The sequence below is a fragment of the Cytophaga aurantiaca DSM 3654 genome, from assembly GCF_000379725.1.
GTDB classification, from domain to species: Bacteria; Bacteroidota; Bacteroidia; order Cytophagales; family Cytophagaceae; genus Cytophaga; species Cytophaga aurantiaca.
Map to the genome: position 1 here is coordinate 93,102 of NZ_KB903621.1, position 14,266 is coordinate 107,367.

The following is a 14,266-nucleotide window of genomic DNA, read 5'->3' on the forward strand; positions in this document are numbered from 1 at the left end:
TTGTGATATTTCAATATGCTTTTTTGAAAGAATAATCTATTAAAAATTGAAGAGCATATATGGAAATATATAAGATGCTAAGCCAACTGATTTTCGTCAGTTTCAAAATAGAATACTCAGCAGTTGTAAAGTCCTTTATGAATTTATTTCTTCAGAATTTTCTTTCTGTGTTGTATTCCCCAATCGTAAAGTGCTTTAATTACATCATCCAAGGTATCGGCATAGGGCAAAATGGTGTATTCTACCAATACAGGCGAATCGTCGTAAACGGTGCGTTTGATCAATTCATGTTCTTCCAGATCTTTTAATTCCTTCGCCAATACCTTAGAGGAAATGTTCGGAATGCTTCGTTGAATTTCTCTAAAACGATGATTTCCGGTTGTAATTGAAATAATGATCTGCAGCTTCCACTTTCCGCTTACTACGTCCAGTGCATCGCGAACAGCTTGCAATGACGACGTACATTCTTTGTGACTGTGTTTGACAACCATATTGGTAACTTTAAGGTAACTGATTACTTTTGGGTAACTGGTAACTTTTGGTAATCAAATCTATCTAAATTGCATCATCAATCAAAAGGAAAATTAAAGATTATGAAAAAGGATAAAATTATTTACTGGGTAGCTACAGGTATTGTTACTGCCATGATGTTGATGAGTGGGGTAATGTACTTTGCAAATCCTGAAATAGCAGCAGGATTTGTTAAATTGGGCTTTCCGGATTACTTCCGCGTAGAACTAGGAGCAGCTAAGCTTATCGGTGCAGTTGCACTTATTGTTCCGCAAATTCCAATACGAGTAAAAGAATGGGCGTATGCAGGTTTTGGTATCAACTTCATCTCTGCTATTATAACACACTTTGCTATTGGCGATGCAAAAGGCACTCCGATGATTTTCTTTTTGCTGATCGCTTTAGTTGTGTCAAATATTTATCTGCACAAAACGAAGACTGCGGTTGCGTAATTATTGAAATACTAATCTATACCATTTTAAACCGATGCCTCAGCTTGAAGCGAAGGCATCGGTAATTAGTAAATCTTTCTCTTATCCTCTTATCAATATATCACAATTAATTTTTTATATTGGTTACATATAACACATGAAACCAAAGCCAGTCATACTTTCGTTTGAAAAAGCTCAAGAAGAGTTGATCGATAATTTTTTGAAATTATCGATGGAAGAACGATTTTATGCATTTTTTAAACTAAGGGCGAAATATATACCAAATGAGGCAACAGACTCTTCACAAAAAAGAATTGTCAGAATAAGATAATAGCCCTATGGATCTTTTTTCAGATGAATTTTTAAAATTAATAAGCGTTTTTCAAAAAAATAATGTTGAGATAGTTCTCGTTGGCGGCATGGCTGTTACTCTACATGGCTACCATCGTTTTACTGAAGATATTGATTTATTTTTTTATCCTTCGAATGAAAACGGCACAAAGCTAATTGCTGCCTTAGAAGAATTTGGTTATGATACTGCTGATTTTAACGAAACAGATTTTTCAAAAGCAATGCATTTCAGGCTCTATGAAAAAGACAGCTACATTGATTTGCTAAATGCAACTGTTGGTGTAACCCCAGATGAAATTTTTAAATCTGCAACTTCTTTTTCAATTAATGACATTGAAATAAAGGTTATTCATATAAACCAGCTCATCCAAAATAAAATCGCATTAAATACATCTAAAGATACTGCTGATGCGGAAGCTTTAATAAAAATCAGAGATAAGCAATAATTTAGCTATGCGATTCATCGATCGAAAAAGGACATTTTATATTCTTATAGCAGCAAATATTATTTTATTGAACTTGCTTTACTTTGCATTTACTAATCAAACAAGTTCACACCCATCAACATATACAATACCAGCAATGCTATTAATACTGTTGTATATCACTGATACATTTTTTGTTTGGTTTGCATTTATTAAAGACAGCAAAATAAAAACATACTATCTGGTATTCCCAATCGCGCAATTTATAATGATCGCATTCTTTTGGATTTAATACAAAAAATACAACAATTGTCTATTACAGACATCAGAAATAATGATTATGAATTTCAGCAATAGAATAGTGTATTCATGATTATTTTCTAATTCTTATAGGTATTTACTCAGTTCGAACTACCAATTTACCTTTATATAACAGATACTGGCATGCTATTTTCTGCATGATTTGTATAAACATAAAACCAACCAATGGGGACGATTATTAACAAACTTGATTATTCAAGAATTCAGCAATGCATTAGAAATGCTAAACAATTTAATTCAATTACTATTGTTGAAGCTGCGGCTTTAATGCACGAACTTAAATTAGGTGAACTTTTAGAGCCTGAAGAAATTCCTAATAATGTGGTTACAATGAATTCAATTGTCAAAATTTCTTTTGTTGATTCAAATAAAAGAGTTTCGTTTCAACTTGTATACCCCCGATAAAGCAGATTTAAAAATGAATAAAATTTCTATCTTTTCGGCTATAGCTACGGCATTGATAGGCTATAAGATCGGTGATGAAATTGAGTGGTGCGCACCTGCAGGTATGACAAAAATCAAAATTGAAGAAATTCTTTACCAACCAGAAGCAGCCGGAGATTATAATTTATAATACATGTTACTTTTAAAATTTCGTCGGACCACAAAAAAGTGGTCTGACGAATGCTGTTTACTGAACAACTCTTTAGGCTTTAAGCATTATGCCTTCCCTCTATGTCTAATCAAAAATCGACTGAATATCTTCTTTGCTTAAGGCCTTAAAGAATGTTTCTTCTGAACTGATCAGATCGTTTGCCAGCTTCAATTTATTTTTCTGAAGATTTAAAATTTTCTCTTCAACGGTGTTCTTGGTAATAAACTTATACGTGAACACCGTATTCTTTTGTCCGATACGGTACGCTCTATCCACCGCCTGTGCTTCAACCGCAGGATTCCACCATGGATCAAGCAGGAACACATAATCAGCTGCTGTTAAATTCAACCCTAAGCCACCTGCTTTTAACGAAATTAAAAATACACGTATACCTTCTTCATTTTGAAAACGTTCTACCTCTGCTTGTCTGTCGCGTGTTTGTCCATCGAGGTATGCATATCGGATGCCCGCCTTATCCAATAACTTTGCATACAGCTGCAAATGTTTTACAAATTGAGAGAATACAAGAATCTTGTGACCCAGATCCAGTGCGTTATCCAGCATGTGATTCACATCTTCCATTTTGCCCGACGTACCTTCAAACGATTCTTCTACCAAACCCGGATGGTTAGCGATCTGGCGCAGTTTCGTTAAGCCCTGTAATAACAAGATCTGACTGCCGGCCAATCCTTTTTCATCAATCGATTCAAGAATTAAGTTTCTGTAATTCGATTTTGTTTTTTCATACTCCTCTTCCTGTTCCGGAGTCATGATGCAGTAATGTACGTTTTCAATTTTCTCCGGAAGATCTTTTACTACCTGAGATTTTTGTCTGCGTAATATGAATGGTTTGATGATGCTGTATAAACGTTTTGTTTTTACTTCATCGTTTTTCTTTTCAATCGGATTCAGAAATTCATTTCTGAAAAATTGTTGTGTACCCAGTAAACCCGGATTCACAAAAGTCATCTGCGACCACAGATCCATCGTGCTGTTCTCAACCGGTGTACCTGTTAAGATCAATCTGTGTTTGCTGTTCAGTTCTTTAACCGCTTTCGCAATAATAGACTCCGGATTTTTTATTACCTGAGATTCGTCCAGAATGGTATAATAGAATTGATACTGTTTGAACAATTCTATATCAACACGTATCGTACCGTATGAAGTAATGATGAGGTCGTAATTTTTAAACTGCTCTGCATTCTTATCACGACCAATACCTGTAAAATTTAATATTTTTAATTCAGGTGTAAATTTACGCGCTTCCATCTCCCAGTTGTATACCAGAGAGGTAGGCATGATCAGCAAACTCGCTTTGCCTTCTGCTTTTTCTTTTAAGGATTGCAAAAGCGCAAGGGTCTGTACCGTCTTACCCAAACCCATGTCGTCTGCTAAACAACCGCCAAAATTGTATTGGTTCAGAAAGCGCATCCAGTTATATCCTGCTTTTTGATACGCTCTCAATTCTCCTTTAAATCCAGCCGGAATTTCGTAATCTTCAATTTCCTGAAAATCGCGTAGACGTTCCAACTTTCTATCCATCGAAACTTCTGCCAAGCGGTCATTTTGCAACTCTTTAACAAGCGCCATGTGGTGCTTGCGCAGTTTCAGTTCATCTGAATCCTGTTCAATAAATGCAAAGAGATCTGAATATTGACTGAACCATGATTCCGGTATTACAGCAATCTCGCCATTAGGCAACACAAATTCTTTTTTCTTTTTAAGAATGTATTGTTTCAATTTTAAAAATGGAATTTCAAATTCTCCGAAACGAACTACTGCATAGATATCGAACCAGTCGTTGTTTTCTTTTACTTCTAAACTGATTGAAGAAGCGCCGACAAAATATCGTTTCCCGTCTTTCAGATTCTGACGGATAATTAAGCCCTGTGCTTCTAAGACATCTCTATTGGCAGCAAGCCAAGAAAATATTTTTGATTTTTCCAGTGTGATCTTACCGCTCTTAAACTCTAATTCTGAACTTCGTAAAATATCAAGAAAATCTCTTTCCTTATCGGTATCACGCTTTACTTTATGGAAAATATATGAATCGTCTGTCTTCTCCATTTTTACAAACGAAGGAGATAATTTGTCTGAAGAAAAAATAAAATTTCCGTATTGAAAATCCAGACTCAATAAGATCTTACTTTCTTCTTCTACAGCTACTGCTGTTTCATCGTTACCGAAAAGCGATGTAGGTGCTTTCGCAACTGCCAGCTCGGTAAGTGTCAATACCGGTTTCGGAAGATATTCTTCTGCATGTATCGTAAAACCTTTGGCATGCACATCAAATGTTGAAATGATTTGCGTAACAAATTTTTCGTAATACATTTCCTCCATCTTGCGAGGAACCAGAATAAATTTTTTATTTAAAAACGGTTTTAATTTATTTCCATCAACTTCTTTATTAAAATGAAATACCGTATTGTCCACTAATAGCCATGCCGGCATGCTGCATACGATGATTGCATTTTTATATTGGAAATCGACTTTTTGGCCGTCGTATTTTATGGTCGGAAAATAATGTGTGTTGTCTTCATTGCGCATGAAGTGAAAAAGTACATTTGCTTTCTTTGGAGCAATTGCCAGGCGCTTCCAGGTAGGTTCGCCGTCGTGCCCCATTTCAAACAGCATTTTATGTTCTAACAGACACAGAATTTCGTTTTTCTTTAACTCGATGTACGAACGGATCGCATCCTGAATTAACTCATCCCCTTTTTCTTTATTGAATATTTTAAGAAAGAATTCGGGTGGTGTAATTTTTTTGTTGTAGAATTTTTTAACAATGGCTTCCTGCTGAATCGAGTCGATTAATTTTATCAATTTATAATCGGTCTCATCCAACTCGCGTGCAAACTCATCTGCATTTTTCGCAGAGATATTCTGATGCTTAAGCGTAAGTCTTCTTTGATGATCTAATTGAATCACAAACGACTCAAATAAATATCCTAAGTACTCATGCTCAAACAGTGAGTATATGATCTGAAAAGGTTCTGTAGTTGATACTTTCACACCGTAGCTTGTTTAATTCCCGCACTGGAAATAGTAAAGCAGCAATCCTGTTTTTACTTATTTTCCATAGAAAAGGAATATACAATATACTAAACAAGCAATTTGTTTTGGTCTAAATAGAGGATATTTTATTCACAAAAAAAGCGGCAAGTTGCTAAATATATTTTTTCAAATTTAGCTTAGATGCTATAATAGAAGGTCTTATAGATGCGGCAAAAGAAATACAAATTACGGTACAGCCAATCCAGATCAAATCAGCCGTTCTCAACTCAACCGGATATTCTTCAATAACCGATGTTTCCGTACCGATTGTAACAAATCCGTAGTGCTGCTGCATAAAACAAATTCCTATTCCTAGCGACACACCCATGATTGCTCCAGTCAGCGCGATCAACATTCCTTCGGCCATAAATAAATTGCGGATAAATGTTTTGGTAGCCCCAATGGATTTTAATACTGCGATGTCTTTCCGTTTATTTAATGTAAGCATGGTTAAACAAAAGAATATACCGACAGATGAAATTGCCAGAATAAAACTAAGCATTACGTTTACCACAAATTTTTCAACTTTAATTGCTTTCAATAATCCTTTGTGCTGTTCATCGCTATTAAGAACAGAAAACTTCTCACCTAAGCGTTCTTTAAGTTGATCTCTGACATCATTGATGTTGTGGCCTTCGGAGATTTTTATTTCTAAGGACGTACGTTCTTTGTCGTAATTCATTAACTCCTGTGTGAACGAAAGCGGTACGAATATGTAATTGTCGTCGTATTGTTTTTCGATCGCAAAAACCCCTCCAACCTGAATGTTCTTAATTCTGAATGCATCAAATGCATCGGGCTTTTTAATCTTATCTTTATCCGGATAAAAAATCTGGACAGGAGCGAATTGATTATTCACCGGTACGGATAATTTATATTGAACCCCTCTCCCAATGATCGCAAAGTCATGGCCCGCTTTGTTCATCTTCATGTTGCCCGCTACCAGAAAGGAATCCATGCGGTGTTGCAATTCGAAATTCTCTGAAAGGCCTTTTATTTTTATTACGTCTGTTTCGTTTTTATAACTCAGCACGGCATTGTCTTCTATTACTTCTGTAATAATAAAAACGCCATCTGTTTGTTGGATCAATCTGTGCAGGCTATCCGTCATTAAAAATGTTTTTCCGGTTTTAGGGGTGATCTTAATTTCCGGATCAAATGAATTGTATAACGAACGGATCAGATTTTCCATGCCATTAAATACAGACATGCCGATTACCAATGACATGGTAATCACTGCAACAACAAGAATGGAAAGAATAGAGATTACGTTGATAAGAAGTAAATTCTTACCAGAAAAATAATAACGCCGCGCAATGAATAAAATAGACTTCAACTGATTTCCGGAGGATTACTCTTTTAAGCCAGGATATTGGTTTGAATCAAAATTGTCATCATCTTTTTTAGGGATCACAATTTTAGACATTACATCATCCATGTGGTTTGCATAATCCACGTTATCATCCAGATAGAAAATTATTTCAGGAACAATACGTACCTGTTTGCCAATCCGTTCGCCAAGCAGTTTACGCAATGGCTTACTTTGTGCCTGAATTTCTTTTAAAAATCTCTTTTTGTCTTCGACTAACATGATGCTCAAATAAAATTTGGCAACACTTAAGTCGGGGCTCATGCGTACAACTGTTATGGAAATAAATACGTTTCCAAAAAGTGCGCGACTTTCTTTCAGAAAAATATCTGCCATTTCTTTCTGAATCAATCTTGCTACCTTTTGTTGTCTTACACTTTCCATACGTATTCGTTGTTTAAATCCCTTTGACTGATCTATGGTTCAGTTTTTAGTTAAACCTCCAAGGATTTATATAATTAGAGTTATTATAAATATTAATTGTATTTAAATCCTTGGAGGTTTCGAAACCAAATCCGGGACTACAGTTAAACCCCCTTTTCAAAGGAAACGTAAAAATACAAAAAAGAGTCGGCTTATGTTTGTTCTGCTGACATTGAAAACAAAAAAATGCTTAATTTGCTGTAAAAATAAGAGCCTGTGCTACAATTCTTAAAGAATTTTGATCCGTTCCGTTTACTAGCTGTAGCCTTGATTGCGTTACTGGCTCGTTTTTATTGGTTTTCAGAAGATGTACTATTAATCCCTTCTTTGCAATGGTTGAGTATCGGAGAAATGATGACCGATCAGAAAGTTCTTTATAAAGACATCTGGACTTCTTTAGAACCTTTCAGTGCTGGGACGTATTATTTTATAGATCTGCTATTCGGGAAGTCTGTTGCAGCACTTCGCATTTTATCTCTTCTTTTATGCATCACTCAGGCATTCTTATTCAATTATTACGTTTCACAGACAAATATTTACGACCAAAAAACTGCTTATCCGGCATTCTTTTATGTATTGTTCAGTTCCATAAATTATGATTTCCTTTCTCTATCGCCGGTTCAGTTAGGCCTTACCTTTATGCTGCCTGTAATGTATTTCCTGTTTAAGGATGTGCGTATGGGTGAAAAGTCAAGAAATCACTTTTTCGCAGGAGCTAGTTTAGGTGTTGCATCCCTGTTTTATTTGCCCTTCGCCTGCTTTATTGTTTTTGTCATTTATTCATTTGCTGTTTTCAGTTCGTTCGATTTTAAACGATTCTTTCAATTGATCTCGGCCTTTGCATTTCCGTGGTTAATGGTATTCTCTTATTATTATCTGAATGGCTCATTAAATGAAGTAATGAGTAATTTAATACAGAGTACATTCTTCTCACGACCTCAATACTATGTGGACTTCTATTCGATCGTGAAAGTAGGCTTGCCTTCTGCAGCATTGAGCATTATTGCATTCTTCTTCACTATTTCTAAAAGTAAGTTTCTAAACTTTCAATATTCTTCCATGAAAATCATGGTGATGTGGTTTGTGAATGGATTAGCTGCATTTCTACTCATGAATGAATGGGGCTATTTCAACCTGTATATCATGGTGCCTGTATTTTCATTCTTTACAGTTTTTTTATTTTTGGAAATAGATCGTTGGTGGATCAAAGAAAGTTTGTTGTGGACACTCATAATAACTTTTGTTGTCCTTCACATTTATTATAAGTCAGTAGATACTGAAAAAATGAAAGCCGGCAAATCATCTATTTTAATCAGCGGAGATTCTGAAGCGCGATTTGATGGAAATGTTGTTGCGGGAAAAACTATTTTAATATTGGGGCAAGATCCTGAAGCCTTGATCCATAACAAACAGGCTACATTGTATGCCTCATGGAATCTGGCTTTGAGGCATTTTGGTGACTTAACAAATTATGCGAACATTTCATTTATTTATACAAACATACTGGATCCAAAACCTGAATATATATTTGATGAAGTTGGAATTATGCCAGCTTTAATAGAACGTATACCCGAGCTTGCAACGTATTATGAACCTTCATTCGATAAAAAGATATATCGGTTGAAAAAATAAAAAAGGTGATCCCGTAGCTATCGGGATCACCTTTTTTATTTAATGTATATTTTGTTGTATTACACGCAAGCAATTTTATTCACTCTTCCTTCGTGTCTTCCGCCTTCAAATGGTGTTTCAATAAACATTTTTACACACGAAATAGCTTCTTCGATCGGAATGAAACGTGCTGGCAAACACAATACGTTGGCATTGTTGTGCTGACGTGTAAGCATTGCTATTTCAGGTGTCCAGCAAAGACCTGCACGAATGTCCTGATGTTTATTCGCTGTCATACACACACCGTTGCCACTGCCGCAAATTAAAATGCCAAATGTTGCTTTACCCGTTTCAACTGCTGTAGCAACCGGATGAGAAAAATCAGGATAATCTACCGATGCATCTGAGAACGGACCGCAATCAATCGTTGTGTGACCTTGTGATTCCAGGTAAGCGATAACTTCTTTTTTGTAGGTATAACCAGCGTGGTCGCCACCTAATGCAATTGTATATGCCATAATTTAAATTTGTTCAGCTTCTTTTACTTTTCTTTTATAAACCACAGCACTTACAAATATACTTCCTTCGTATAATAAGAGCATAGGTATAAGCATCAACATCATACTCAACATATCCGGAGAAGGTGTTACAATTGCAGCAATAACCGCCATTACAAGTATGGCATGTCTTCTGTAGTTTCTCATAAACATCGGAGTCATCAGACCCATCAACGATAAGAAATAAACAACTACCGGTAATTGAAATATAATTCCTCCGCCTAAAGCCATCATGCATAATGTTGAAATGTATGAGGTAACATCAAAATTATTTTGAATAGATGGGTCCAGTTGATAATTGGCCAAGAAATTAATGGCCAATGGTGCTATGATATAGTATCCAAAAAGAATCCCTATGAAAAACAAAACCGATACGCCCAATACCACACCCCGAACATTTTTGCGTTCGTTCGGATGCAGCGCAGGTGCTACAAAAGACCAGATTTGGTAGACGATAAATGGAAATGCTACAATTGCTCCGGTGATCAATGCAGTCATGATATGCATGGAGAACTGACCTGTCATAGTTCGACTCATCAACGTGAAATTCATGTTGCCCACGCAAAAATCAAAATACTTACACAATATTCTGAACGTGAAAAAGTCTGGCCTTGATGGCGCCATTAAGATTTCATGAAAGATAAAATCCATATAAATAAAAGCGATGATAGAAAAAGCTATCACCGCTATTATTGATTTCATTAAATGTTTCCTTAATTCATCGATGTGATCGAAAAAGGACATTTCTTTTTTAACTGTAGTATCGCTCACCGAGTGTTATCCTATCTCTTAATTAAATTAGATATACAATGGATATTCAGCCATCCAGTTGTTTACATCTTTACGCACAGCTTCAATTACTGAATCTTTTGTTTGATTCATCAATACGCTATCGATCATTTCAACGATACGGATCATGTCATCGTCTTTCATGCCGCGGCTAGTAATAGCAGCCGTTCCAACACGCATACCTGAAGTAACAAATGGAGATTTGTCGTCGAATGGTACCATGTTTTTGTTAATCGTAATGTCTGCACGGATCAAAGCATTCTCAGCTTCTTTACCAGTCAATCCTTTGCTTCTTAAATCAATTAACATTAAGTGATTGTCTGTACCACCTGAAATGATATCGTATCCTTTTTTCAAAAATGCTGCGGCCATTACCTGAGCATTTTTTTGAATCTGTTTTGCATACTGTAAGTAATCCGTAGACAATGCTTCCTGAAAAGCAACTGCCTTCGCAGCAATTACGTGCTCTAACGGACCACCTTGCGTACCCGGGAAAACGCCCATGTCCAATACATTAGACATCATGCGCACTTCACCTTTTGGTGTTTTCAAACCAAATGGGTTTTCAAAATCTTTACCCATCATAATCACACCACCACGCGGACCTCTTAAGGTCTTATGTGTTGTTGTAGAAACAATATGACAATGCGGAACCGGATCGTTCAATAAACCTTTTGCGATCAAACCAGCAGGGTGAGAAATATCTGCTAATAAAATAGCACCTACGCTGTCTGCAATCTTACGGAAACGTACGTAATCCCAATCACGAGAATATGCAGAAGCTCCGCAGATAATCATTTTAGGTTTTACTTTTAATGCCGTTGCTTCAACAATATCCATGTTGATCAAACCTGACTCTTTTTCAACACCATAAAAATGTGCCTGGAAATATTTACCAGACATGTTTACCGGTGAACCATGCGAAAGGTGACCACCGTGTGAAAGGTCGAAACCTAAAATAGCATCACCCGGATTCAAACATGCGATCATGATCGCTGCATTTGCCTGTGCGCCTGAGTGCGGCTGTACGTTTGCCCATTCAGCACCAAACAATTTTTTCAAACGATCAATTGCAATCTGTTCTACCTGATCTACAACCTGGCAGCCGCCATAATAACGCTTGCCCGGAAGGCCTTCAGCATATTTGTTTGTTAGTACGCTTCCCATTGCTTCCATCACTTGTTTAGAAGTGAAATTTTCTGAAGCAATTAACTCGATACCTTCTTCCTGACGGTGAGCTTCTTTAGAGATCAAATCAAATATTTGAGTATCTCTAACAGTTGTGCGAATAGGTGCAGTAAACATATGTTTGGATGGTGATTTTAGGCCTCAAAATTACGGCTTTTCAAGGAGCTTAAAAAGGAAAGGAGTCAATAAATCGATTTTAGTTTGGGTAGATATCTTCTCGCTAAAATCATTGGGCTTGCAATAGCCTGAATTTTAGTGGGTTTTAAACCTGACTGAAAATATAATAAACTATTAATCAAAGATATACGCAATATTTAATACATTTGAATGTTTTACATTTACAAGGCTTTACTACTTTTATGATCAAAAAAATTCTTTCAATTACTAGTTTCGTTTTAGGAATGGCAATTGCCGGCCAGGGGCAAACTGTTCAGGATATTTTTGGAAAGACAAACTACACGATTACCTGGTATGGCATTGATTATTCCCATTCTAAGATTGTCGGCTCGGTTGCTACCTTCGGCGGCAGTACTCCCATTTCTGCTGCAGATCTGCGTGACAATTATTATGCTGCCTGGAATTATTTGATCTTAGACGAGCCTGATAAATTTGATATCGCAAAAATGATCCATCACAAAACGGTTGAAAAAGATATAAGCATCACAAAAAAATTAAACGCAGCTGCTCACATGGATTCCATTGAAGTTGCTGCAACGCCTTATTATTCCCCTCAGGAAATTCAGAGCTTTGTTTCTGCTTACCCTATTGAAAACAAAACCGGCATTGGTTTGGTATTTATTACGGAAAGCATGAATAAACTGAAGTCCGAAGCCTACTATCATGTAGTGTTCTTCAATGCAACAACCAAAGAGGTATTGTTACAGGAACGCTTTCGAGGTGGAGCTGCAGGAATGCGCATCCGAAATTATTGGGCAGGGTCTTATTTTAGTGTAATGGAATATGTTAAAGATTCGAGCTACTCAAAATGGAGAAAAAAATATGCTCCCAACACACCAGATCCAACTACACCAACATGGTAATCGATTAAGAAAAAGGCTCCCGAAAATTTAATTTTCCGAGAGCCTTTTTCTTGGACTGCATCATTACAGACACTGCTTTTTTACTTTTCCTTTTTCTAACAACAATGTTTGTTCAATGCATTTCGGCATATCGCTTTCATAATGCGAAACATAGATCAGCGTTTTTTCAATATGCTTACATACATCATCTACCAAAGATGTGAAACGCTGCAGCTGCTTTTTATCCAGGCCCTGACAAGGTTCATCTAAAATCAACAGCGGCGGATTTTTAACCAACGCTCTTGCAAGTAGCAACAGCCGCTGTTGCCCCAACGATGTTTTATAAAATGATTTTTGTTTCAGATGAATCACATCAAGTGCTTCCATCCAATGGATAACTGTTTTTTGCTGCAGGCTTGTTAATTTTGTTGAAGAACCGACCTGATCATTCAAACCTGAACTTACAATTTCAAAGCAGCTTGTTTTATCCTGAGAAAATCCACCCAGTGAATAATCATTTTTAGACAGCGATTGCGACTGCACATAACTGGTACCGCGAAGAAATTGATTGTGCATTTCAGGAGATACATATCCGATCTTCTTTTTAATCTCCCAGATACTTTCTCCACTGCCGCGCTTCTGATCAAACAGATGTACATCGTTTAAATATACCTGTGGATTGTCTGCCGTGATCAAACTCAATAAGGTTGATTTTCCTGAGCCGTTGTGCCCGACAAGTGCCCAATGTTCACCACGTTTTACCGTCCAGGATATATCATCCAGAATTTTTTTATCGCCAAATGATACGTTAATGTGATTCATCTGAACAGCAACTTCAAAAGCTGGATATGTTGAAGCCGATATTTCTTTTAGATTTTCCCAATCAAAAAATTCATCGGAAGTATTTTCTGTTGCTTCATCCACAGGAATGTTTTCACCTTTGCCGATCGCTTTTAATTTTCCTTTATCTAAAAGAAAAATCTGATCGGCTGCTGTTGGTATTTCATCTGAAGTAGTGATCAATACGATCGTGATGCCTTGTGCTTTGATCTTGTCAATCAAGCCGTGAAGTTCATTACGTGTAGCGGTATCCAAACCAATAAAAGGCTGGTCGAGAATCAGAATGTCGGGCTTGGTTAATAAGGCCAATGCCAACTGAACACGCTTACCTTCGCCATTTGAAAGTTCAATAATAGGCTGAAGAAGTTTTTCTTTCAGATTTAATTGTGAAACAATTTTTTCTAATGCATCTGCATCGGAATTTTCTTTTGAAAGAATTTTATGGACCGTTGGAAAATTATCTCCATAATTCCGATCGTAGCGCTGACCAAAATACGAACGGGTTTCAAATGCAAAAGAAAAATTATGTTGCTGCTGTACAATTATTTTTTTCAGATCAGCAGAAGAAAATGTAATTGTACCTGCTGTTGCAGGAATATGTTCTGCAATGATTTTTGCCAATATTGTTTTGCCGCTTCCTGAAGCACCTGTCAATACAATACATTCGCCTTGTTGGATAGAGAACGAAATGTTATTCAATACCTGTTCTGTATCTATGGAAAGAGAAACGTTTTGGGCAAGGATGATGGAGAGAGGCATGAGGTAAATCTTACGTTGTCAAGT

Annotated in this window: 14 protein-coding genes; 6 read left to right on the forward strand and 8 right to left on the reverse strand. The window is 36.6% G+C overall.

Going from position 1 to position 14,266, the window contains the following annotated elements:
- Nucleotides 1-143: 143 nt before the first annotated feature.
- On the reverse strand, nt 144-491 hold the full coding sequence (locus A3EE_RS0101825; protein WP_018341718.1) for a winged helix-turn-helix transcriptional regulator: 348 nt from the start codon (nt 489-491) through the stop codon (nt 144-146).
- Nucleotides 492-593: 102 nt separating this feature from the next.
- On the opposite strand from A3EE_RS0101825, the gene A3EE_RS0101830 reads away from it, so the two are divergent.
- The 4 genes from A3EE_RS0101830 to A3EE_RS21580 all read left to right on the forward strand — a co-directional run bounded on the left by A3EE_RS0101830 (nt 594) and on the right by A3EE_RS21580 (nt 2,612).
- Nucleotides 594-962, forward strand: a complete 369-nt coding sequence (locus A3EE_RS0101830) for a DoxX family protein (RefSeq protein ID WP_018341719.1) — start codon at nt 594-596, stop codon at nt 960-962.
- Between the two features lie 317 nt (nt 963-1,279).
- Nucleotides 1,280-1,738 carry a nucleotidyl transferase AbiEii/AbiGii toxin family protein gene (locus A3EE_RS0101840; protein WP_018341721.1) on the forward strand — a complete coding sequence of 153 codons (459 nt, stop codon included), beginning with the start codon at nt 1,280-1,282 and terminating at the stop codon, nt 1,736-1,738.
- Nucleotides 1,739-2,203: 465 nt separating this feature from the next.
- The gene (locus A3EE_RS21925) at nt 2,204-2,443 is read left to right on the forward strand and encodes a GreA/GreB family elongation factor (protein ID WP_018341723.1); all 240 of its coding nucleotides are present in this window, start codon (nt 2,204-2,206) and stop codon (nt 2,441-2,443) included.
- Between the two features lie 13 nt (nt 2,444-2,456).
- On the forward strand, nt 2,457-2,612 hold the full coding sequence (locus A3EE_RS21580) for a GreA/GreB family elongation factor (protein WP_018341724.1): 156 nt from the start codon (nt 2,457-2,459) through the stop codon (nt 2,610-2,612).
- 105 nt (nt 2,613-2,717) lie between these two features.
- Here A3EE_RS21580 and A3EE_RS0101855 read toward each other — a convergent pair whose 3' ends face one another.
- From A3EE_RS0101855 to A3EE_RS0101865, 3 genes are all read right to left on the reverse strand, one after another.
- On the reverse strand, nt 2,718-5,645 hold the full coding sequence (locus A3EE_RS0101855; protein ID WP_018341725.1) for a DEAD/DEAH box helicase: 2,928 nt from the start codon (nt 5,643-5,645) through the stop codon (nt 2,718-2,720).
- Between the two features lie 154 nt (nt 5,646-5,799).
- The gene (locus A3EE_RS0101860; RefSeq protein WP_026209542.1) at nt 5,800-7,023 is read right to left on the reverse strand and encodes an ABC transporter permease; all 1,224 of its coding nucleotides are present in this window, start codon (nt 7,021-7,023) and stop codon (nt 5,800-5,802) included.
- Nucleotides 7,024-7,038: 15 nt separating this feature from the next.
- Nucleotides 7,039-7,440: a ribosome-binding factor A gene (locus A3EE_RS0101865; protein ID WP_018341728.1), complete on the reverse strand. Its 402-nt coding sequence runs from the start codon at nt 7,438-7,440 to the stop codon at nt 7,039-7,041.
- A 255-nt stretch (nt 7,441-7,695) separates the two neighbouring features.
- Between A3EE_RS0101865 and A3EE_RS0101870 the strand changes: the two genes are divergently transcribed.
- Entirely contained in the window at nt 7,696-9,111 is a 1,416-nt protein-coding gene (locus A3EE_RS0101870) for a DUF6427 family protein (RefSeq protein WP_018341729.1), read from the forward strand.
- Between the two features lie 59 nt (nt 9,112-9,170).
- Here the strand turns inward: A3EE_RS0101870 and rpiB are convergent, their stop codons facing one another.
- Genes rpiB through glyA form a run of 3 tightly spaced genes read right to left on the reverse strand, consistent with a single transcriptional unit; the run spans nt 9,171 to nt 11,741 of the window.
- Nucleotides 9,171-9,608, reverse strand: a complete 438-nt coding sequence (gene rpiB, locus A3EE_RS0101875; protein ID WP_018341730.1) for a ribose 5-phosphate isomerase B — start codon at nt 9,606-9,608, stop codon at nt 9,171-9,173.
- A gap of 3 nt (nt 9,609-9,611) precedes the next feature.
- Nucleotides 9,612-10,391: a twin-arginine translocase subunit TatC gene (tatC, locus tag A3EE_RS0101880; protein ID WP_033417437.1), complete on the reverse strand. Its 780-nt coding sequence runs from the start codon at nt 10,389-10,391 to the stop codon at nt 9,612-9,614.
- A 54-nt stretch (nt 10,392-10,445) separates the two neighbouring features.
- Entirely contained in the window at nt 10,446-11,741 is a 1,296-nt protein-coding gene (glyA, locus tag A3EE_RS0101885; protein WP_018341732.1) for a serine hydroxymethyltransferase, read from the reverse strand.
- 242 nt (nt 11,742-11,983) lie between these two features.
- On the opposite strand from glyA, the gene A3EE_RS21140 reads away from it, so the two are divergent.
- On the forward strand, nt 11,984-12,664 hold the full coding sequence (locus A3EE_RS21140; RefSeq protein WP_018341733.1) for a hypothetical protein: 681 nt from the start codon (nt 11,984-11,986) through the stop codon (nt 12,662-12,664).
- Between the two features lie 63 nt (nt 12,665-12,727).
- Here the strand turns inward: A3EE_RS21140 and A3EE_RS0101895 are convergent, their stop codons facing one another.
- Entirely contained in the window at nt 12,728-14,242 is a 1,515-nt protein-coding gene (locus A3EE_RS0101895; protein ID WP_018341734.1) for an ATP-binding cassette domain-containing protein, read from the reverse strand.
- Nucleotides 14,243-14,266 lie beyond the last annotated feature (24 nt).